Origin of the sequence: Pseudarthrobacter sp. O4 (assembly GCF_050157025.1) — a bacterium.
Lineage (GTDB): Bacteria > Actinomycetota > Actinomycetes > Actinomycetales > Micrococcaceae > Arthrobacter.
The window spans coordinates 3,478,396-3,497,855 of record NZ_CP189591.1; the positions used below are offsets into that span (position 1 = coordinate 3,478,396).

At 65.7% G+C, this 19,460-nt stretch carries 20 protein-coding genes; 14 read left to right on the forward strand and 6 right to left on the reverse strand.

Annotation, left to right across the window (positions count from 1 at the left end):
* The first annotated feature begins 4 nt into the window (after positions 1 to 4).
* Entirely contained in the window at positions 5 to 802 is a 798-nt protein-coding gene (locus tag ACQCSU_RS16230) for an alpha/beta fold hydrolase (protein WP_426976292.1), read from the forward strand.
* A gap of 310 nt (positions 803 to 1,112) precedes the next feature.
* Here ACQCSU_RS16230 and ACQCSU_RS16235 read toward each other — a convergent pair whose 3' ends face one another.
* The gene (locus ACQCSU_RS16235) at positions 1,113 to 2,900 is read right to left on the reverse strand and encodes an alpha-glucosidase (protein WP_426976293.1); all 1,788 of its coding nucleotides are present in this window, start codon (positions 2,898 to 2,900) and stop codon (positions 1,113 to 1,115) included.
* Positions 2,901 to 3,382: 482 nt separating this feature from the next.
* Between ACQCSU_RS16235 and ACQCSU_RS16240 the strand changes: the two genes are divergently transcribed.
* From ACQCSU_RS16240 to ACQCSU_RS16250, 3 genes are all read left to right on the forward strand, one after another.
* The gene (locus ACQCSU_RS16240) at positions 3,383 to 3,886 is read left to right on the forward strand and encodes a hypothetical protein (protein WP_426976294.1); all 504 of its coding nucleotides are present in this window, start codon (positions 3,383 to 3,385) and stop codon (positions 3,884 to 3,886) included.
* A gap of 38 nt (positions 3,887 to 3,924) precedes the next feature.
* A complete protein-coding gene (locus ACQCSU_RS16245; protein WP_426976295.1) occupies positions 3,925 to 4,677 on the forward strand; it encodes a hypothetical protein in 753 nt (250 codons plus the stop codon).
* 178 nt (positions 4,678 to 4,855) lie between these two features.
* A complete protein-coding gene (locus tag ACQCSU_RS16250) occupies positions 4,856 to 5,800 on the forward strand; it encodes an alpha/beta fold hydrolase (RefSeq protein ID WP_426976296.1) in 945 nt (314 codons plus the stop codon).
* 54 nt (positions 5,801 to 5,854) lie between these two features.
* On the opposite strand, the gene ACQCSU_RS16255 is transcribed toward ACQCSU_RS16250, so the two are convergent.
* From ACQCSU_RS16255 to ACQCSU_RS16265, 3 genes are all read right to left on the reverse strand, one after another.
* Complete coding sequence (locus tag ACQCSU_RS16255) at positions 5,855 to 7,117, reverse strand: ABC transporter permease (RefSeq protein ID WP_426976297.1); 1,263 nt, start codon at positions 7,115 to 7,117, stop codon at positions 5,855 to 5,857.
* Between the two features lie 4 nt (positions 7,118 to 7,121).
* Positions 7,122 to 8,084 (reverse strand): ABC transporter ATP-binding protein, encoded by a 963-nt coding sequence (locus tag ACQCSU_RS16260; RefSeq protein ID WP_426976298.1) that lies wholly within the window; start codon positions 8,082 to 8,084, stop codon positions 7,122 to 7,124.
* Positions 8,085 to 8,205: 121 nt separating this feature from the next.
* Positions 8,206 to 8,469, reverse strand: coding sequence for a YegP family protein (locus ACQCSU_RS16265; protein ID WP_426976299.1), 264 nt, complete (start codon positions 8,467 to 8,469; stop codon positions 8,206 to 8,208).
* 171 nt (positions 8,470 to 8,640) lie between these two features.
* Between ACQCSU_RS16265 and ACQCSU_RS16270 the strand changes: the two genes are divergently transcribed.
* Positions 8,641 to 8,946, forward strand: a complete 306-nt coding sequence (locus tag ACQCSU_RS16270) for an acylphosphatase (RefSeq protein WP_426976300.1) — start codon at positions 8,641 to 8,643, stop codon at positions 8,944 to 8,946.
* 75 nt (positions 8,947 to 9,021) lie between these two features.
* Entirely contained in the window at positions 9,022 to 9,357 is a 336-nt protein-coding gene (locus ACQCSU_RS16275; RefSeq protein ID WP_426976301.1) for a cupin domain-containing protein, read from the forward strand.
* Positions 9,358 to 9,386: 29 nt separating this feature from the next.
* On the opposite strand, the gene ACQCSU_RS16280 is transcribed toward ACQCSU_RS16275, so the two are convergent.
* Entirely contained in the window at positions 9,387 to 11,018 is a 1,632-nt protein-coding gene (locus ACQCSU_RS16280; RefSeq protein WP_426976302.1) for a PucR family transcriptional regulator, read from the reverse strand.
* Between the two features lie 134 nt (positions 11,019 to 11,152).
* Here ACQCSU_RS16280 and ACQCSU_RS16285 point away from each other — a divergent pair, with 134 nt between their 5' ends.
* The 8 genes from ACQCSU_RS16285 to ACQCSU_RS16320 all read left to right on the forward strand — a co-directional run bounded on the left by ACQCSU_RS16285 (position 11,153) and on the right by ACQCSU_RS16320 (position 18,856).
* On the forward strand, positions 11,153 to 12,424 hold the full coding sequence (locus ACQCSU_RS16285) for an alpha-hydroxy acid oxidase (RefSeq protein WP_426976303.1): 1,272 nt from the start codon (positions 11,153 to 11,155) through the stop codon (positions 12,422 to 12,424).
* Positions 12,425 to 12,525: 101 nt separating this feature from the next.
* Positions 12,526 to 13,437, forward strand: coding sequence for an ABC transporter substrate-binding protein (locus ACQCSU_RS16290; protein WP_426976304.1), 912 nt, complete (start codon positions 12,526 to 12,528; stop codon positions 13,435 to 13,437).
* Positions 13,438 to 13,443: 6 nt separating this feature from the next.
* Positions 13,444 to 14,523, forward strand: a complete 1,080-nt coding sequence (locus tag ACQCSU_RS16295; protein WP_426976305.1) for an amino acid ABC transporter permease — start codon at positions 13,444 to 13,446, stop codon at positions 14,521 to 14,523.
* Positions 14,520 to 15,287 carry an amino acid ABC transporter ATP-binding protein gene (locus ACQCSU_RS16300; protein ID WP_426976306.1) on the forward strand — a complete coding sequence of 256 codons (768 nt, stop codon included), beginning with the start codon at positions 14,520 to 14,522 and terminating at the stop codon, positions 15,285 to 15,287. The genes ACQCSU_RS16295 and ACQCSU_RS16300 overlap by 4 nt, the downstream gene beginning before the upstream one ends.
* A gap of 88 nt (positions 15,288 to 15,375) precedes the next feature.
* On the forward strand, positions 15,376 to 16,734 hold the full coding sequence (locus ACQCSU_RS16305; protein WP_426976307.1) for an MFS transporter: 1,359 nt from the start codon (positions 15,376 to 15,378) through the stop codon (positions 16,732 to 16,734).
* A gap of 147 nt (positions 16,735 to 16,881) precedes the next feature.
* Positions 16,882 to 17,502 (forward strand): DUF1326 domain-containing protein, encoded by a 621-nt coding sequence (locus tag ACQCSU_RS16310; RefSeq protein ID WP_426976308.1) that lies wholly within the window; start codon positions 16,882 to 16,884, stop codon positions 17,500 to 17,502.
* Positions 17,503 to 17,593: 91 nt separating this feature from the next.
* Entirely contained in the window at positions 17,594 to 18,361 is a 768-nt protein-coding gene (locus tag ACQCSU_RS16315) for a DUF2182 domain-containing protein (RefSeq protein ID WP_426976309.1), read from the forward strand.
* Between the two features lie 78 nt (positions 18,362 to 18,439).
* Positions 18,440 to 18,856 (forward strand): ester cyclase, encoded by a 417-nt coding sequence (locus tag ACQCSU_RS16320; RefSeq protein WP_426976310.1) that lies wholly within the window; start codon positions 18,440 to 18,442, stop codon positions 18,854 to 18,856.
* A gap of 99 nt (positions 18,857 to 18,955) precedes the next feature.
* On the opposite strand, the gene ACQCSU_RS16325 is transcribed toward ACQCSU_RS16320, so the two are convergent.
* Entirely contained in the window at positions 18,956 to 19,381 is a 426-nt protein-coding gene (locus ACQCSU_RS16325; RefSeq protein ID WP_426976311.1) for an HD domain-containing protein, read from the reverse strand.
* Between the last annotated feature and the right edge of the window lie 79 nt (positions 19,382 to 19,460).

The window sequence follows — 19,460 nt, forward strand, 5'->3', positions numbered from 1 at the left end:
GCTGATGGACGCCGTCGAGGTTGCGGGGCTACGAATCGGGTACCAGCGCGCGGGCCACGGTCCGCCGCTGGTCCTGCTGCATGGTGCCTACGAGGACAGCCGCGTCTGGCGCCGCCAGCTCGAGTCGTTGTCCGATGAATTCACCGTCATCGCCTGGGACGCCCCGGGGTGCGGGCGCTCTGACGACCCGCCGCCGGACTTCTCCGGTAAGGACCTGGGCGACGCCCTGACCGGTTTCCTCCGGGCAGCCGTGCCGGGCAAACCGCACATCCTGGGACTTTCCATGGGCTCCGGGATTGCGTTGGAGATGTACCGGGCTCACCCGGAAGTCCCCGCTTCGCTGCTGCTGGTCTCGGCCTACGCCGGCTGGGCCGGCTCGCTGCCGCCGGAGGAAGTCGAACGCCGCTACGCTCAGGTGCTGGACGAACTCGAGCGGCCACCGGAACAGTTCATCCCGGTCTGGCTGCCCACCCTTTTCACCAGCCGCGCCGATCCGTCGTCGGTCGGGGAAATCGCCGCCATCATGGCCGACTTCCACCCGAAGGGCATGCGCGCCCTGCTAAATGCGAGCGGCCGCGCCGACTACCGAGAGGTCTTGCCTACCATCACGGTGCCCACGCTCTTGCTGTACGGCGCCGAGGATGTCAGGTCACCACTAAGCGTCGCCCGGGACATGCACCAGCACATCCCTGGTTCCACGCTCGTGGTCATTCCCGACGTCGGGCACCTGGCTGCGGTCGAGGCGCCGGAAGCCTTCAACGCGGAGGTGCGCCATTTCCTGCATGGGATTGCCGGCGGTTGAGCGCGATTAGAACCGGGTCGGGTCCGGCCGTGGCGGCACCGGTCCGGGGTCCGGAATCGGGAGGGGACTCGGCGTCGGGAACGGGCCCGGAGTTGGTGCAGGCCCGGGCTCCGGGATAGGCGGCGGGGGCGCCACCGGGCCGGGTTCCGGCGGGAACGGATCCCCGGGCTCGGGCGGCGGAGTCGTGGGACCGGGATCCGGAAACGGGTCAGGTTCGTGTGGCGGTGGAATAGTCATGCGGGGCTCCCTCACTCTGTTGACGATCCGGGTCTGTTTGTCAGACGGTTTGTTGATCGGGCGGGTCGGTTGGTTAGGCGCGGCGGCGTCGGCGCTGGACCCGCAGCTCCCACGGCCTGAGACGTAACGGGCCGGACGCAGAAGCCCCGGCCGCAGAAGCAGCGTCGGACGCATCGCCGTCGGACGGGTAGTTCGCCAACACCAGTTCCGCGTCCCCCCAACTCTCATCGCCGAGTTCCATGCCGTGTTCCTCGCCGGAGAAGTTGCCCAGCACCAGCAGCTCCGTGAAGTCTGGGGCGCTTTCTGAGGGACCGCTCAGCGACCGCGTGAAGGCGTAGACGTGCTCGTCGTCGGGCAGCAGCATAGTGAAGTTCCCGTGCGAGACCACCGGCTCCGCATGCCGCAGCTCGATCACCTTGCGGTAGAAGCTGTAGACCGAATCCGGATCGTCCACCTGGGCGGCGGCGTTGATGTGGTTGGTATTCGGGTTGACCGCGATCCAAGGCGCTCCGGTGGTGAAGCCGGCATGCCGGGAGGCGTCCCACTGGACCGGGGTCCGCGCGTTGTCCCGGTTCAGCGGCGCGAGCGCGGCGAGCACCTCGGCGTCGGTGTGGCCGAGGTGGGTGGTGGCTTCGCGGTGGTGGTTGAGGACCTCGATGTCGCGGTAATCGCTGATCGCCCCGAACGTCATGTTGGTCATGCCGAGTTCCTCGCCCTGGTAGACGTAGGGCGTGCCGCGGTGCAGGTGCAGGATGCCGGCGAGCATCTTGGCCGAGAGTTCGCGGTAGTGGCGGTCGTCGCCGAAGCGCGACACGGCGCGGGCCTGGTCGTGGTTGCCCCAGTACAGGCTGTTCCAGCCCTTCTCGGCCAGGCCTTCCTGCCAGCGCCCCAGGGTCTGCTTCAGCTCTGTGAGCTTGAGCTTCTTGGGCCGCCACTTGTTGCCGCTCTCCTGGTCCAGGGCCACGTGCTCGAACTGGAACACCATGTCCACCTCGGCCCGTGCGGGATCGGTGAAGAGGATGGCCTCCTCGACCGTCACGCCCGGCATTTCGCCGACGGTGAGCAGTTGACCGGTGCGGCCGGCGAAGACTTCGCGGTGCATCTCCTGCAGGAACTCGTGGATGCGGGGGCCGTTGATGTAGGACGGTGTGCCGTCGCCGTGGAGCATGCCCTCGGCGATCGGCCCGTCCGGCAGGGAAGTCTCCTTGGAGATGAAGTTGATGACATTCATCCGGAAGCCGTCCACGCCCCGGTCCAGCCACCAGTTCATCATGTCGTAGACGGCGGCGCGGACTTCCGGGTTCTCCCAGTTCAGGTCCGGCTGCTTCTTCGAGAAGATGTGGAGGTAGTACTCGCCGGTGGCCTGGTCGAACTCCCACGCAGGCCCGGAGAACGCCGAGCCCCAGTTATTGGGCTCCGCGCCATCCCGCGGTGGCCGCCACCAGTACCAGTCGCGCTTCGGGTTGTCCTTCGCGGAGCGGGATTCCACGAACCACGGGTGCTCGTCCGAGGTGTGGTTGACCACGAGGTCCATGACCAGCTTCATGCCGCGCGCGTGCAGGCCGTTGGTCAGTTCCTGCAGGTCCTCGAGCGTGCCGAAGAGCGGGTCCACGTTGCGGTAGTCGCTGATGTCGTAGCCGTTGTCGTCCTGCGGCGAGGTGTAGATCGGGGACAGCCAGACGACGTCGACGCCAAGCCGCTGCAGGTAGTCCAGCTTGCTGATGATGCCGCGCAGGTCGCCGATGCCGTCGCCGTCGGAATCGGCAAAGCTGCGCGGATAGATCTGATAGACGACGGCGCCCTGGAACCAGTCGCTGGCAGGTGCCTCCAGCGATTCCGCAGGTGCTTGTTCGACCGTCATTTGGGACTCCTCGGCTGGTCCGGCACGTTGTGGCGGGCAGCGTTGCCGCGGTGCCGCCAACGTCTGATTATCGACCCGTTAGCGCAGGCTGGGAAGACCCTTCTAGTTCTGCGAGGCTAAGGGTCACGCCGTGGCGTCTCCGCGGCGCCTCGATCTGCCGGGCCGGCGCAAGGGGTCCAAAGGCCCTGTTTTTCGCGCCCGGAAAAACGAGAATTGTCGAACTACTTGCATCCCAGGGGGAGGGCGACATGCGCCGAGTTGGATCATCTTGCAGGGCTGCTTCGGCGGCATTCTGTGTAGCCGTTCTGCTGGCGGCCTGTTCTCCTCCCGCCACAGCCCCAAGTACCAGCTCGCCGTCTGCGAGCTCCGCGCCTGCGAGCTCTGAGGCGGCGACGCCGGACACGTCCGGGACGGCAGCCCCGGCATCACCCTCGGCGTCGTCGTCGGCCTGGACGAGCTTCACGACGTCGGACGGCCAGCTGATGTTCGACTACCCGTCAGCGTGGACGCTCAAGGACCGGGCAGCTGAGGCGGCGCCAGGCGGCGTCTTTGTGGAGGTCCTGAATAAGGCGGGAAAATCGATGGCTACTTTGCGGACCAATATGGTCACCGGGTCGGAATGCACTGAGAAGCATCCGTATTCCCTCATCGATTCCGAGGAACTGCCGGCACTGGCTCAGGGTGACGCGATTCCGCGGTTCGTTTTTGAGGGCCGGGCCAACCCCAACGATGCGGATCCGGCGAAGGCGAATGTCCTGGCCTATGGGATCACCTCCGCGCCCGAACCGTCCGGCCCCACCGCCTGCCCCATCTTCCATTTCTTCACGTGGCCGCCAAGCGGGGCGATGTTCGGCGGCGTCTACAATCCCCTCGATACGACTCCCGGGAACCCGCCCAACGTGGACACCCCGGAGGCCTATGTAGACACGAACGAGTACCAGGACATCCGCCAGATGATCACGTCCCTCCGGCCGGCGGGGAAGTAGCGGCGCGGCGAAACGCCGGGCTGAAACGAGGCGCACGGATGGAGGCCAGGAGGCCCGGGGTCACCATCGCGGCCACGTTCTGCGGCGCCTTGCTGCTGTCCTGCTGCTCGCCGCCCGGGCCGCCACCCGTTTCGACGGCACTGCCGCCCGCAACGACCTCGACCTCCGGCAGCACGCCGCCGTCGGGCAGTGCGACGCCAACCACGCCGCCGGCGTCGGACTGGAAGACCTTCACGACGTCCGACGGCGGGCTGTCCTTCGACTTTCCCAGCCGCTGGAGCGTCCGGGATCCCGCCGGGGAGATGCCTCTCGGCGGTGAGTTCGTGGACGTGCTCAATCAGGCGGGAAGGCCGATGGCCAGCCTGCGGACCAACATCGTCACCGGTGCGGACTGCACGCAGAGGTACCCGTTCGAGGTGTTCGACTCCGAGCCGATGCAGGCGCTCGCAGAGGATGGGGCGGCCGACGCGCCGGTGCCCCGCTACGTCTTCGAGGCCCGGGGCGACGCCACAGCTCCAAAGGCGGCACCGCCCACCATTGCCGGCTACGGAATCACCATGGTCCCGGAAGAAACCGGCAGCACGGCCTGCCCGATGTTCCTTCTGTTCCTCTGGCCGCCCAGCGGCGCCTTGTTCGGGGCAGCGTACAACCCGGAGAACAACACGACGCCGGGCGACCCGTCCATGCCGTACCTGGCGAAGGCGAAGCTCTACGCGACGACCCCGGAGTACCAGGACATCCGGAAGATGATTACCTCGCTGCGGCCGGCGGGGAAGGACGCGGGGAAGTAGCAGGCACCGATCCCGCCAAACTCTTCGTTCCGGCACCGCCAAAGTCACTGAAACGCGAGCCCCTGAAAGGCACACCATGGGGTTCATTCCTCGTCGCAGAAACGCTTCCTCGACGGATCTCACTGCGGATCCCACTGCGGATCCGACTAACCGTCCGCCCCGGCGGCGGCGCCGACGAGTGCTCCGCATCCTCGCCATCGTGGCTCTCGTCGCGGTGGGGCTGGGGCTGGTCTCGACGGCGGTCAATCTGCTCCTCGAGCGGCAGGAACGGGGCAGCATTGCCCCTTATGGCGAGCGGGTGGAGATCGCCGGCGGAGCGCTCAATGTCTACCGGAGCGGCCGGTCCGGTCCGCCGATCGTGCTCCTCGGCGGCCTGGGCACGGCCGCACCAGCCCTGGACTTTGCCCCGTTGATCCGGGAGTTGGGCGAATTCAACGTCATCGTCGTGGAGGGATTCGGCTATGGCTACAGCGACCTCAGCGCCAGCGAGCGGACCAACAAGAACATCAGCACTGAACTCCACGAGGTACTCGCTAAGCTCAACATCACTCGGCCGTATGTCCTGGCCGGGCACTCGATCGCCGGCTTCTACATGCTCGACTACGCCAACCGGTACCCCGCGGAAGTTTCGGCCGTGATTGGGATCGACCCCACGGTGCCGACGGCGAAGGAGGGGCCCGTGGAGCTGCCGCTGGAAGGGGCGGGGTTGGTGCGGATGCTGTCGGTCACGGGAGTGGTCCGCGCAGTACTGGCCGTGGCCCCCGCGCTCGTGGAGCCCGACGGCGACGCGTTTACGGCCGATGAGCGTGAACGCATGCGCTTGATGCTCAGCTGGAACCTGGGCAACCAGGCCGTCGCCGACGAGACCGCACGGATTAGCAACAACGCAGCCGAACTTAGGGGAGTCACGTATCCCGACGCGCTGCCGGTGCTGGCATTTGTCTCCGGCGCCGGATCCCCCGGGGAACCGGCCAAGGCTGAGGCGGCTGAGAACCTCCTGAAGAACGTCAAACGCCATGAAATCGTCCCGCTCGCCGGCGGCCACTACCTGCATTGGACCCAGGCCAAGCTGATGGCCGAGGCGATCAGGAAGTTCCTCGGGAGCGGGCAGGCGGACCGGTAGACGGACCGCCGTCGTCGAACCGGCTGTACGGGACCGCAACTCACCGGACCCGCGTCAGGGGCCCGGCGTCGTCGGTGCCGCGTCAGAGGCGGCGTGCCTCGATCCTGCCCGGAGCGCGGTGCGGATGTTGACCTTCGAGGTGTAAGAGATCGAGCCGTACTGGAAGAGCCGCACGGCGAGGCGGAGCATGATGGCGGCCCCCACATAGAGGATCACGATCACGATTGCGGCTTCGAGCAGGTTCAGTGAGCCGAAGCCGTTGCGCAGCAGCGCGGTGACCGGGGCGGAGAACGGGAAGTAGGTGAAGATCTGCACGATCACGGAGTGCGGGTCCGAGACCACCAGGGCCACGGCGTAGAACGGCACGAAGATCAGCGCCATCATGACGCCCATGAAATTTCCGGCTTCCTTCGCGGTCGGCATCACCGCGCCAATGGCCACGAGGGTGGTGGTGAACAGCGCGAAGCCGCCGACCAGGATCAGGAAGCCGACGGTCATCCGGACCGGGTCGAAAATCAGCCGGGGCACGTCCAGCGCCGCCGGGTTCAGCTGTTCGGGGAGGAGCAGCCGGGCGATGAGGATGGGGGAGAGGAACACGATCATCTGCACCAGGCCGATCGCGAACAGCGCAATCACCTTGCCCGCGATGAGGGTGGTGGGTTTGAGCGTGGTCAGGATCATCTCCGTCACGCGGTTTTCCTTCTCCTCCAGGGTGGAGTTGAGCATCTGCCCGGCGAGGAGCACGATCAGTCCGTAGAAGATGACCAGGAAGATCAGCGGCGGAATGACGGATCCCGGCCCGCCGGCTTCCTGCGCGCCGTCGTAGGTGACGGTCTCGATCTTCGCCTTGCCGGCCGCGAGCGTGGACAGTTGCGGGGAGCCGATCCTCTGATCGACGGCGCGGCCCAGCATGGCCTGCGCGACGGCGGCGTACTTGCCGTTCTCGAAGATCCCCCTGTCGGCACCGTAGACGCGCACGGCGGTGGTCTCGGGGTTCGCCGGGAAGTCGAAGTAGGCGTCCACGGTCCTGGACTGCACGGCCCGGAGCCCGGCGTCCGGGGACCCCGCAGGGCGGGCGCCGAAGAGGGCCGCGTTCTCGGCGGTGATCAGCCCCGAGGCATCCGTGTAGGCGATGCTGAGCTGCGCGCTCTTCTGGGCCTCCGACGCAGTGTCCGTGGTGCTGTTGCTCAGGAAGATCAGCCCGAACACCACGGCCATGATGACGGGGACGGCCAGGGTGCCGATCCAGAACCGCCGCTTGGTCACGGTGCGGACGAATTCGAAGCCGATGACGGTTCCGAGATTGTGCTGGGCCACGGCCTTACACCTCTTCCCTCACGAGGGCGGTGGCGGCGGGCGCCGGTGCGGCTCCGGAGGCGCCGGGCCGGTTCTGGTCGCCGTAGACGCGGATGAAGATGTCCTCGAGCGAGACTTTGGTGGTGGTGAAACTGCGGACGGTCACGCCGACCTCGATCAGGTCCTTGAGGATGGCGGCTTCATCGGTGGCGTCGGTGATGCTCAGCTCGGCGTAATTGGTTTCCTCGAGCATCACGTCGTAGTGGGGCGAGCGCGGGATGGTGCCGCCGTACTTGATCCGGATGATTCTGCCGCCGTATTTGTTCTGCACCTCGTCGATGGTCCCGTAGGCCTCGGCGGTGCCGTTCTTCAGCAGGATGACGCGGTCGCACAGGCGTTCCACCTCTTCCATCTGGTGGGTCACCATGACCACCGTGGCGCCGGATTGTTTCTGCTCGGCGATGACGTCAATCAGCAAGCGCCGGTTGACCGGGTCGAAGCCCTTGGTCGGTTCGTCCAGGATGAGCAGTTCCGGGCGGTTCATGATGGTGACGCCGAGTTGGACCTTCTGCTGCTGGCCGCTGGAGAGCTTGTCCAGCAGCGAACCGGCCTTGTCCGCCAGGGCCACCCGTTCGAGGTACTCGAGGGACCACCCCCTGGCGGCGCGCTTCTCCATCCCTTTGAGCCGGCCGAAGTAGGTCATGATGTCGATGACCTTTTCCTTCTTATACAAGCCGCGTTCCTCCGGGAGGTAGCCCAGCCTGTCCCCGTGCTCGGGCTTGAACTCCCGCCCGTTGATATGCAGGATTCCGGCGGTGGGCTCGTAGATCCCCAGCAAGGCACGGATCGTCGTCGTCTTCCCGGAGCCGTTGCTGCCCAGGAAGCCGAAGGTCTCGCCGGCGTGCACATCGAAGGACAGGTCCCGGATGACGGTGGTGTCACCGAAGTCCATGCGGAAGCCGCTGATGTGGACCCGTGCTTCGCCCATGGCTGCTCCTGTGCCGGGCCGCCCCCTTTTGCAGCCCGTGCCTCTACTCGATCGGCCTGTCGAGACCCCTGTCCAAACTGCTTGCCCAGGACCCTTTCCCGGACCCCGTGCCTGAACCCCGCTAGACGGCGGGGGAGTGCCGGTGGCGGCGGTTCGAGGGGGTCGGCAGGCCAGCCCGGGTCCGGCCGGTCCCGCCCCAGGCGTTCGAGCGGGCCTCCTTGATCAGGCCGGTGCCGGCGCACTCGCGGACATCCATGATGCCGTCCGCAGCCGAGCGTTTGTCCGCATAGGCCCTGGAAATGGCCAATACCGTTCCGTCCGCCCCAAGCAGGCGGAACCGGACGTTCGCCTCCGCGTCCGTGAAGATCTCGAAATGTCCTGCCATGGTCATGTCCTTTCGGGCCACCTAGGCACCCCGGGCCGTACACGTCCCTGTGCTGATGCCGTTTGTTCGACAGGGCGCCGCGGTGCTCTGACAAGACTGACCCGTGGGGACTAGGCGGGTAAGGGGCGAAAGTCCCAATGTCCCGGTGAGGCGGGGCACTACATTGGAAGAATGGCTGAGTTTCAGGAGGGCGAATCCGGGGAGCGTGTCCGGCTGACGGCGAGGGTGGGCGGCACAGTGCAGGCCGTCGGCTTCCGGTACTGGACGGTGCGGAAGGCCGAGGAGCTCGGGCTGACGGGCAGTGTCCGGAACAACGACGACGGTTCGGTCGGCATCGTGGCGGAGGGACCACAGATGGCGGTACTTGAGTTCCGGCGCTGGCTGCGCTCGCCGCAAGCGCCCGGACGCGTGGAAAACGTGGAGGAACAGATCTCCCGGGACACCGGGGAGTTCAACAACTTCGGGGTGGTGTACTGAGGCCGTGTTCGAGCGTGCCCAGTCTTGGGGCAAAGGGCACTCGGCACGGGACCCGATTGTGGGTACGGTGGCCCCATGCAGAAAATATCGATCGACGCCCTGGCCCGTCAGCAAATCGCGGCAGCCCTCGTGGCAGCCAGCGGCCGGGCCGCTGACACGGTGTTCGGCGGGCACGAGAAGGTCCTCCGCCAGACCGTCATGGCGTTTAGGGCCGGCACGAAGTTGAGCGAGCACCAGAACCCCGGCGAAGCCACCGTCTTTGTGCTCCGGGGCTGCGTCCGGCTGCAGGCTGGCAAGGAATCCTGGCAGGGGAAAGCCGGCGATCTCCTGATCGTGCCCGAGGGGCTGCACAGCCTGGAAGCGGAAGAAGACTCCGCGATCCTGATGACCGTGGCAAAAATCCACGCCTGAGAGAAGCAACACCTGAACCGCGGGGACTTCTAGTTGTGCCGTGCCCACAGCTGCAACCATACGAGCAGTCGCGTTTCGGGGTCCTCTAGGTCTATTCCGAAAAGGGGTTCAACGCGGGACAAGCGGTACCGGACCGTGTTGACGTGCACGTCCAGAGCCTTTGCGGCATCAATCGCGTTTCCGCCGCAGCTCAGGTAGGCGTGGAGGGTCTCCTCGAACGACTTCTTATGCTGTTCGTCGTATTCGGCGATCCTCAGGGCGTGGGCCCCGGGGAGCTGGCCCGACGTCGTCAGCGACGAGACGATCTGGCGCAGCTGAAGGCGTGAGCCGAGGGAGTCGTCGTCGGCGACGATCTCATCGGAATCTGCCGCTATCCGCCCTTCGGCGACGTTACGCACCAGCTCGGACAGGACGAGTTCCGCGTTGACCCGGGACTCCGCTAGGCGGTCGATCGTGGCCGCCACCCCCAGTGCGGCCAGGACCGGGCGGGAGAGAAGCCGCCGCGCGTTCTGCACAATTTTCAGGATCGCGCTGCGTTGAAATTGCCGTGAAGATTCGGTGGTCTGCGGCAGGACGATGTAGACGATGTTGTCCGAGAGCCCACAGACCGCCGAGGGCAGCCGGATGGCGCAGGCGGTCCGGATCGTATCGAAGAGCCGGAGGCGGGACTGCAGCGTTTCGGCTGCGATGGCATCGGACGGCCAGATGCCCAGGGCCGCAACCCGAACGGACGCCGCCGGGATCCCCAGCCGGATCGCGGCCAGCTCGGCGCGTTTGGGCTCGAACAGCAGCGGCTGGACCAGATCTATTTGGCGGGTCAGGTTCGAGACGTAGGTGGTGCGCTTGTGCAGGATGTGGAGCGCCGCAACGTTGGCAGCTTCACGCAGGATCCGGTTCGCGTCCTCGTTGTGGTGTTCCGCCAGTTCGAGGAGCCAGAGCGAGCCAAGGACGGAGTCGCCAGCCCGGATGGCGATGGCCGTGCGCCGGAGCAGCGGGTCCTCCGTCGCCACGTTCAACGCATTGCTGGCTGCATGGACGCGGCGGTAGTCCCTGTCCGTTTGAACGGAGTGCGGCACGTGCAGCCGCAGGATGGAACTCCGGCGCGTCTCGTCGATGGGCTGGTCCGGAAGGGTCGAATACGCCAGAATCGTCTGCTCCGGATCGGCGATCGCGATGGCACCGCCGGCTTGGGCCGCCACGGTGTTCGCCAGGTCGAACAAATCTCCGGGACGGATGTCCACCAGCGTGCGCCCCGATTGCCGGTGCGGGATGACGGCGGCGTCCATGATCTCCGCGAGCTGGTTCCACGGTACCGAATCAGAGGCCCGGAAAAGAGCCATCCCAGTGTCCCGCACGGCCGCCCGCAGTGTTTCGTCCGAGGTGCCGTTGGCTTTGTAGACTACTGCCACGTAGCCGGCGTCGCTGAGCTCCCGGATTTTCACGCCCAGCCGCTTGCCGGACAGCGACAAACCGATGGCAAGGGCGACGGCGCCGGGAAACTTCGCAGGACGGGCCATCGAGTCATAGAGAACAGAGCCTGCGACAATCTGCTGGTCGTCGGCCGGCATTTCGACGAGGCTGACAATTTCCGAACCGGCCGAGCGGGCGACGTCCGCCAGGGTGGGCAGCGCATGCCTCTCCGCCGCCGGGAGCGCCGTCATTGTTTCACCGAAGGAACTGTTTGGTAGTCGCTGCTAATGACGTGCCCTTCAATTTGTCGCTATCTCCATAGTGGCGCGGAGTTCCACTTCCTACGCTGAACCATAACGCAGCACCGCAAAAAGGAAGGCCCTCATTGAAAATCAGCGAAGCCAGGCAGCTCATCCAGGTCAAGGCCCCCGTGTTCTCCCGGCAGCGCCGGGTGCTGGCCAACGCTTTCAATGTGGAGGAATACCGGCAATCGGCACGGAAAGTCTTGCCGGCAGGGATTTTCGACTACCTGGACGGCGGATCTGAAGACGAGGTGACGCTCCGCCGCAATCGGGCCGTCTTCGACTCCTGGGCGCTCATGCCCAACTGGGGCCCGGTGTCCGGACCGGACACCAGTACCAGTTTGCTCGGAAAAGACAGCGCCCTGCCGCTCACCTTGACCCCCACCGGGGCCACCCGGCTGTTCCATCCCGAGGGCGAGCTGGCCGTCGCGGCTGCCGCGGACCGGGCCCGCATCCCCTACGGGCTGGCCGGACTGAGCACCGTGCCGATGGAAACGATCGCGGAGCGCCACCCGGCCCTGGACCGCTGGTTCAACTTCGGGCTCACCTCCGACGCCCAGGCGCTGCAGGCCAAACTGTCGCGCTGCGAGGCCGCCGGATTCAGCACCCTGATTGTAGGAGTGGACACGCGGGCGCTGGGCTCGAGAGAAAGGGATCTCCACAACGGCTTCACCGCCCCTCCCGCGCTGACTCTTTCAACCATCGCGGACATCGCCCGGCACCCCTCCTGGTGGGTGAATTTCCTGAAGTCGGACGGCATCAGTTTCCCGAACCTGGATCCGCGCAGTCCGGCGGCCACCGCAGTGGTCACGCCCTCCATGTGGCAGCACATCCTGGGCCACTCGGATGCGACCAGCGGATGGAACGAACTCGTTGCCTTGCGGCAGGCCTGGCACGGCAAGATCGTGCTCAAGGGCTGCGTCAACCCGGCCGACGTCGCAAAGGCCGCGGGCATTGGCCTGGACGCCGTCCAGTTGAGCAATCACGGCGGCCGCCAACTGGACCACATGCTGAGCCCGATGGACGTCCTGCAGGAATCCCGGCAGCGGGTAGGCGATTCGATCGAGATCTACGTGGACTCCGGCATCCGCCGGGGGAGCGACATCCTCAAGGCCTTGGCGCTGGGAGCCGACGCCTGTTCGATCGGCCGGGCCTACCTGTACGGGCTGGTGGCGGCCGGCTCGCCGGGTGTCGGACGCATCATTGACATCTTCGCGGACGAACTCCGGCGTACGATGACGCTGGTGGGCGTTTCCAGCATTCCCGAATTGAAGGCACGGGGCGGGGAAATTCTTCGCGACATCCGTCATTCCCCCGAAGTCCTCGAACCAACAGCCTCAAGCTCCACGCATTAATAAGCTCCGAACAATTCGGCTCAGCTCCGAACAATTCGGCACGCCGTGCCTTCCCGCAGCGTTGCGGGAGGCCCAAGAATCCCTGAACAGCTAAGGAAACCATGCGCACTCGATACCTACTTCCCGTTCTCACCGTCATCACGGCAATGTCGCTGACAGGCTGCGTCAACAACAGCGAACCAGCAGCCACGGCTGCCACGTCCGGCGCACCCGGACCGGCTGACGCCGTCGCGGTGAAGAAGAACGACTCCCTTGCGGCGTCGCTCCCGGAGAAGATCAAGTCCGCCGGTGTCCTCAACGTCGGCATGGCGAACAACTACCCGCCCAACGAGTTCAAGGACGGCAATGGTGCGCCGGCCGGCTGGGCCGTGGACCTGACGAAGGCGCTGGGTGACGTCCTGGGCCTGAAGGTCAACTTCGACATCGGCACCTTTGACAATATTCTTCCGGCCGTGAAGGCCGGAAAGGACGACATGGGCGTGTCCTCCTTCACCGACACCCTGGAACGCGAAAAGCAGGTGGATTTCGTGAACTACTACTCCGCCGGCATCCAGTGGGCCGCCCCGAAGGGCAAGACCGTGGACCCGGCCAACGCCTGCGGACTCAAGGTCGCCGTCCAGGCAACCACCTACCAGGACACACACGAGGTGCCCGCGAAGTCCAAGGCCTGCACGGACGCCGGCAAGGCGGCCATCACCATCTTCAAATACGACGCGCAGGACCAGGCGACCAACGCCCTCGTGGTGGGGCAGGTCGACGCCATGAGCGCCGATTCGCCCGTTACCCTGTACGCGATCTCCAAGACCAAGGACAAGCTGCAGACCGCTGGCGACGCCTTTGAGGTGGCACCCTACGGGATGCCCGTGGCCAAGGACAGCGCCTTCACGCCGGTCCTGCAGAAGGCGCTCCAGACGCTGATCGACGACGGCACGTACAACAAGATTCTGGCCAAGTGGGGAGTGGAATCCGGCGGGGTCAAGACGGCGGCGCTCAACGTGGCAGCCAAGGGGTGATCACGAATGAGCGAGCCGGAGTCCGGCAGGATGACTGAGCCGCTGCCCGGCCAGCGGCCCCGGGCCGGCGGCACCGCCCCCGGCCCGGGCGGCACGGGCCCGGGAACGGGCGGTGGCAAGGGTGCCGGCGTCGGCGTCTCGGACCGCGATGGCGAGCCGACGACGATCGTCGCCGTCCCGCTGCGCCACCCGTGGCGGATCCTCGTGGCTGTGGTCCTCGTCCTCATGCTGGCGGTCTTCGTGCTGGACGCCGCCCAACGACCGGACTACGGCTGGGCCGACGTCGGCAAGTACATCTTCGACCGCCGGATCAGCCAGGCCGCGTGGGTCACGTTGTCGCTGACCATCTACGCCATGGTGGGCGCGATAGTTCTGGGCCTTCTGCTGGCCATCATGCGGCTCTCACCGAACCCCGTGTTGAAGAGTGTGGCGTGGCTCTACATCTGGATCTTCCGGGGAACGCCTGTCTACGTGCAGCTGGTCTTCTGGGGCATCGTGTCCCTGATCTATCCGGTGTTCACGCTGGGCATTCCGTTCATGACGCCCTGGGCCACCATCCCGAACGAGATCTTCACCAACCTGTTCATCACCGCCGTGATCGGGCTGGCCCTGAATGAGGCCGCCTACATGTCCGAGATCGTGCGCGCCGGGCTGCTGTCCGTGGATCAGGGCCAGGAGGAAGCCTCGACAGCCCTGGCCATGTCCTGGGGGCAGACCATGCGCTATGTCGTGGTTCCGCAGGCCATGAAAATCATCATTCCGCCCACCGGCAATGAAGTGATCTCGATGCTCAAGACCACCTCGCTGGTGGCCGCGATTCCGTTGAGCATTGACCTCTACGGGGTGTCCCGGGGTATTTCAGCGGTGACGTTTACTCCGGTGCCGCTGCTGATTGTGGCGTCGCTCTGGTACCTGCTTTTCACTTCCGCCCTGATGGTGGGCCAGCACTTCATCGAGAAGCGATTCTCGCGCGGAACCGGCCGCCTCAAGACGGGCAAGGAACCGGCGTCGCCGGAGTCGGGACCGACGGCGGCGCCAGGCGCACCGGGCGTACCGCTCGGCACAGACTTTGGAGGAAAGGGATGACGGGCATGCCAATGGTGCTTGCAGACCGGGTTTCTAAGAACTTCGGCACCAACAGGGTGCTACGCGGGATCAGCCTGGAGGTCAAGCCGGGCGAGGTGCTCTGCATCGTGGGTCCCAGCGGTTCAGGCAAATCCACGTTCCTGCGCTGCATCAATCACCTCGAACGGGTGGACGCGGGCAGGCTCTCGGTCGACGGACAGCTGGTTGGATACCGTCAAAAAGGAGACAAGCTCCACGAACTGAGGCTCACGGAAGCGGCCCTGCAACGCCAGGAAATCGGCATGGTCTTCCAGCGGTTCAACCTGTTTCCGCACCTGACGGCGGTGGAAAACATCATCCTGGCTCCCATGCGGGTGAAACGGCTTTCCAAGGCCAAAGCCACCGCCCGGGCCAAGGAACTGCTGGAGCGTGTGGGCCTGGGGGACAAAGGTGACCACTACCCGGCGCACCTCTCGGGCGGGCAGCAACAGCGGGTGGCCATCGCCCGCGCGCTGGCCATGGACCCCAAGCTGATGCTCTTCGATGAGCCCACAAGCGCCCTGGACCCCGAGCTGGTGGGCGAGGTCCTGGACGTGATGAAGGAACTGGCCCTTACCGGCATGACCATGATTGTGGTGACGCACGAGATGGGGTTCGCCCGCGAGGTGGCGGACACCCTGGTCTTTATGGATGAGGGTGTGGTGGTGGAGGCCGGTCCACCGCGGCAGATCCTCAGCGACCCGCAGCATGCCCGGACCAGGGCGTTCCTTTCCAAGGTCCTCTGACGGCGGGTCCTCGGACGGCGGGGCCTCTGACGGCGGGTCCGGCGTCACCGAGTTCTGATGTCGAGCAGTCGTGGGACAGACTGTTGCCGTGAGCAACTCTCCGCGGAGCGGCCTTGCCGTCGCTGGACTCAGCCTCGGCACGGCGCTGAACCCCCTGAACTCCTCGATGATCGCCGTCGCCCTGGTGGTGCTGCGCGCGGATTTCGGGCTCGACGTCGCCACGGTCACCTGGGTGATCACCGCGTTCTACCTCACCTCCGCGGCAGGCCAGCCGCTGATGGGCCGGCTGGCGGACCGCTTCGGGCCGCGCCGCTTGTTCATGTTCGGCATGGCCGTGGTTGCCGTGACCTGTGCCGTGGCACCCTTCGCGCCGAACTTTGCGGTGCTGTGCGTTGCCCGCGCCTTCATGGCGCTGGGCACGGCGGCCGCCTACCCGAGCGCCGTCGTCATGGTGGGGGCGCTGGCCCAGCTGGCCAGGACCAAATCCACGCGGCCGCTGGGCAGCATCCAGATGGCCAACACCTCCGCTGCCGCCGTCGGCCCGGTGGTTGGTGGGCTGCTGGTGAGCCTGGTCGGGTGGCAGGCGTTGTTCCTGATCAACGTCCCGCTTTCGCTCGCGGCCATCCTTCTGGTCCGGAGGTTCGCTCCGGCCGACGAGGGGCGTGAACGCGGCCGGGCCTCCGAGCTGCTGCGGGACTCGGACATTCCGGGCATCCTCGCGTTCTTGGCTGCCATGGTCCTGGTGATGATGGCGCTGCTGAACGTGCTGCCGGAATACCGATGGTGGCTGCTGGGCGGCGGGACGCTGCTGGCCGTGCTGTTCGTGTGGCGCGAGCTGCGCTTCGCCCCGCCGTTCCTGGACCTTCGGCTGCTGGGCCGGAACCGGCCGCTGCTGCTGGTCTATCTGGGATTTGCCCTGTTCAACGGCGTCTACTACTTCGCGTTCTTCGGGCTCCCGCAGCTGCTGCAGGAGGCCGCGGGATACGATCCGGGCATTGTGGGGCTGCTGATGTTGCCGCTGGCCGCCATGTCGGTGGTGGTGACGCCGTTCGCGGTCCGCGCGATCGACCGTTTCGGCGTCAAGCGGGTGCTGATCATCGGCGTCGTACTCCTCGTGGCGGCGTCCGGGATGATGTGGCTGCTCACGGCGTCGTTCGCGATCCCGCTGGTGCTGGCGCTGACCGCCCTGATGGGGGTGCCGTACGGGGTGGCCAGCATCGCCTCCAGCCAGGGCATGTACCTCTCCACCCGGCCTGAGGAGAGCGGGGTGGCCGCCGGGATCTACCAGACCTGCCGCTACCTCGGCGCGATTACCGCAACGGTGCTGATCGGCATCTTCTACGGAACCGGCGTCAACCAGGCCAACTGGGGCCTCATGGTGTTCGTCATGCTGGGACTCGGCGCGGTGGTGTTTGTGGTGTCGCTGCTGTGGCGGGAGAGGCTGTAACCACAGCAGCTTGACACGTCCAACGGGCCGGATTAGCGTCGGCCTTAACGAGGCATTTCGCCCGTTTCTCAGTATTTTTTTACAGTATTTTCGGCGCTCAGTCCGGGCTGCTTCTGCTTGGCCATGGCGCCAGCAAGGAGAGTCCTGATGTCCACTTGGGAAATGTCCGGAAAGTATGTGGGCAACTGCAATTGTCAGCTGATTTGTCCGTGCCCCGTCGACGGGGTCCCCACCGGCCCGAATGGCGAGTGCCGCGGTGTGAATGTGTTCCATGTTGCCAGCGGAAAACTCGATGACACAGATTTGTCCGGAGTCGACTTCGCGTTCTGCAACTGGTTCCCGTCGCATCTCACCGCGGGTGGCTGGAAGGTGGGGGTCGTCGTCGATGAAGGAGCGTCGGAAGCGCAGGCGACAGCCTTGGAAAGCATCCTCCATGGCGAGGCCGGCGGCCCGTTCGCCGAATTTGCGGCGTTGTACGGGGAATGGCTCGGCGTAGAACGTGCGAGTGTCACGTTCTCGGACGGCGACACACCATCCGGTGCTGTGGCCGGGCGCGTGAACTTCACCTTTGAGCCCCTGCCGGGACCCGACGGCGGCGTCACCACCGTCAGGAACGCGATGTTCGGCTTCGCCCCCGAATTCCAGATCGGCAAGGCACCGGGCCACTCCGACCTCTTCGGCCTGGACTTCGACGGCGTATATGGCGAGACCGCGGACTTCACCTTCTCGAGCGAGATGGCTGAGAACGCCCCAAAGGCGCGGGCCTGAGCGCCGGCACCTGATGCTTCGCCGGAAGCAGTTGACACGAGAGGGCGACCGCCGTATCCCGCGCGTCACCGTTACACCTGCCGCAGGTTCAGTGGCAGCGGCGTACCGCCTCGATCCGCGGGAGGCCGGACTCCTCGCGGTCCTCCTCGGGCTCGCCGCAACGAGCTGGATCTTCATGTCCGCCCAGATGAACGGGATGGACATGGGCCGCTGGACGGACCCGGGACCGCTGGGATTCTTCGCCACGACGTGGGTCGTCATGCTGGCGGCCATGATGTTTCCGTCCGTGGCGCCGATGGTTGTCGCCTACGCCCGGATCCACCGCCGCCGACGCGAGCTGGGGCGTCAGGCTCCGCCGGCCTGCACCGCAGTGTTCGTGGCGGGCTACCTGCTCACGTGGACCGTCTTCGGAATCCTGGCCTATTCGCTGTACGCCGCCGTGGCAACGCTGGTTCCGGGTCTTTTCGCCTCGGATCAAGGCGGCCGCTACCTGGCAGCCGGAGTGATCCTGGTGGCGGCCGCCTACCAACTCACCCCCGCCAAGAACATCTGCTTGATGAAATGTCGTACGCCCATGGACTTTGTCCTCCGCCGCATGCGCTACGGGTACGGTGGTGCGCTACGCATGGGGATGGAGCACGGCGCCTGGTGCGTGGGCTGTTGCTGGGCCCTGATGGTGGCACTGTTCGCTCTGGGAGTGATGAGTATCGGGTGGATGGCAGTCGTCGGGGCGTTCATCGCCGTCGAGAAGATGCTGCCGTGGAAGCAGTTGGCTAACCGCGCAGTAGCGGCAGCCCTGGCTGCAATTGCACTCAGTATCGCCCTGGCGCCCTGGGCGATGCCTGGAATGGTGGCCTGACAACGCAGGTCTGCGCGTCGCACCTGGGCCATGCACCGGGGGAATTTACTACGGTCTCTCGTTTGCAAGGAGTAGGAAATGGCTGAAGGGACTGGATTGATCAAGCGTTTCTACACGGAGGTGATCGAGGGTGGAAACCTCGATCGCATCGATGAACTCGTGGTTGATGACGTTCTTGACCACGAGGAGGGCCTGCCGGGGCAACCGCCCGGCCGGGAAGGCGTTCATTTTTATGTCACCGCGATGCGGGCGGCATTTCCGGACCTCAAGGTGAAAACCAGCGGTCCGGCGCTGGCCGACGGGAACCTTGAAGCGATGCACGTGGTGCTCACGGGCACGCATCAAGGTGACATGGCGGGCATTGCGCCCACGGGCCGAAGCGTCGAATTCGGCGGCATCGACATTATCCGCGTCGAGGGCGGCAAAGTCGCTGAGCATTGGGGAGTCACGGACACCCTGACCCTCATGCAGCAGATCGGCGCAGTTCCTCAATAACGCGGAATCTAACGCCGAGCAAGGGGGTCCTTCCTCTTGGGAAGAGCCCCTTTGCGTGCCCGATGCCGTACCCGCCGACCTGCACGCGCCGACGCGAAGTCAGCCTTCGAGCAGTTTCCGGGCATGCGCGTACTTTGTGGCCAGCCGCGTCCGTTTCTCGGGATCCAGTCGAGCCGTGCGGGCCGGATCCGTGTTGTCGTCGATGTCCGCCAACTTCACTGCGAGGGCAATGGAATTCTTGCGGATTTCCAGGTAGTACCCGTCGCCCTTGTTCTTCGTGGTCCGCGTGAGCAGGACGACGGCGTCCACCACGTCCGGGCTGATTCCGGCGGCGATGAGGTCTTCAGCCGTGATGCCGCAGTCTTCAACCACGTCGTGCAGCCAGGCTGCGGCAACGTGAGACGGATCGCTGAGCCTGGCAGCCACCCGGCGCGGATGTTCGATGTAGTCGACGCCAATCTTGTCCGTCTGTCCCCGGTGCGCGATGGTCGCAATCGCCTTAGCGGCGGCTACTTCGATAGTCATGTCTTGGGTTTCCATGGAGACCCTCCCTGTTGACCGGCCAAGGTAGATCTTCGCCGGTAATCGCAGGCTATCAAGGGGC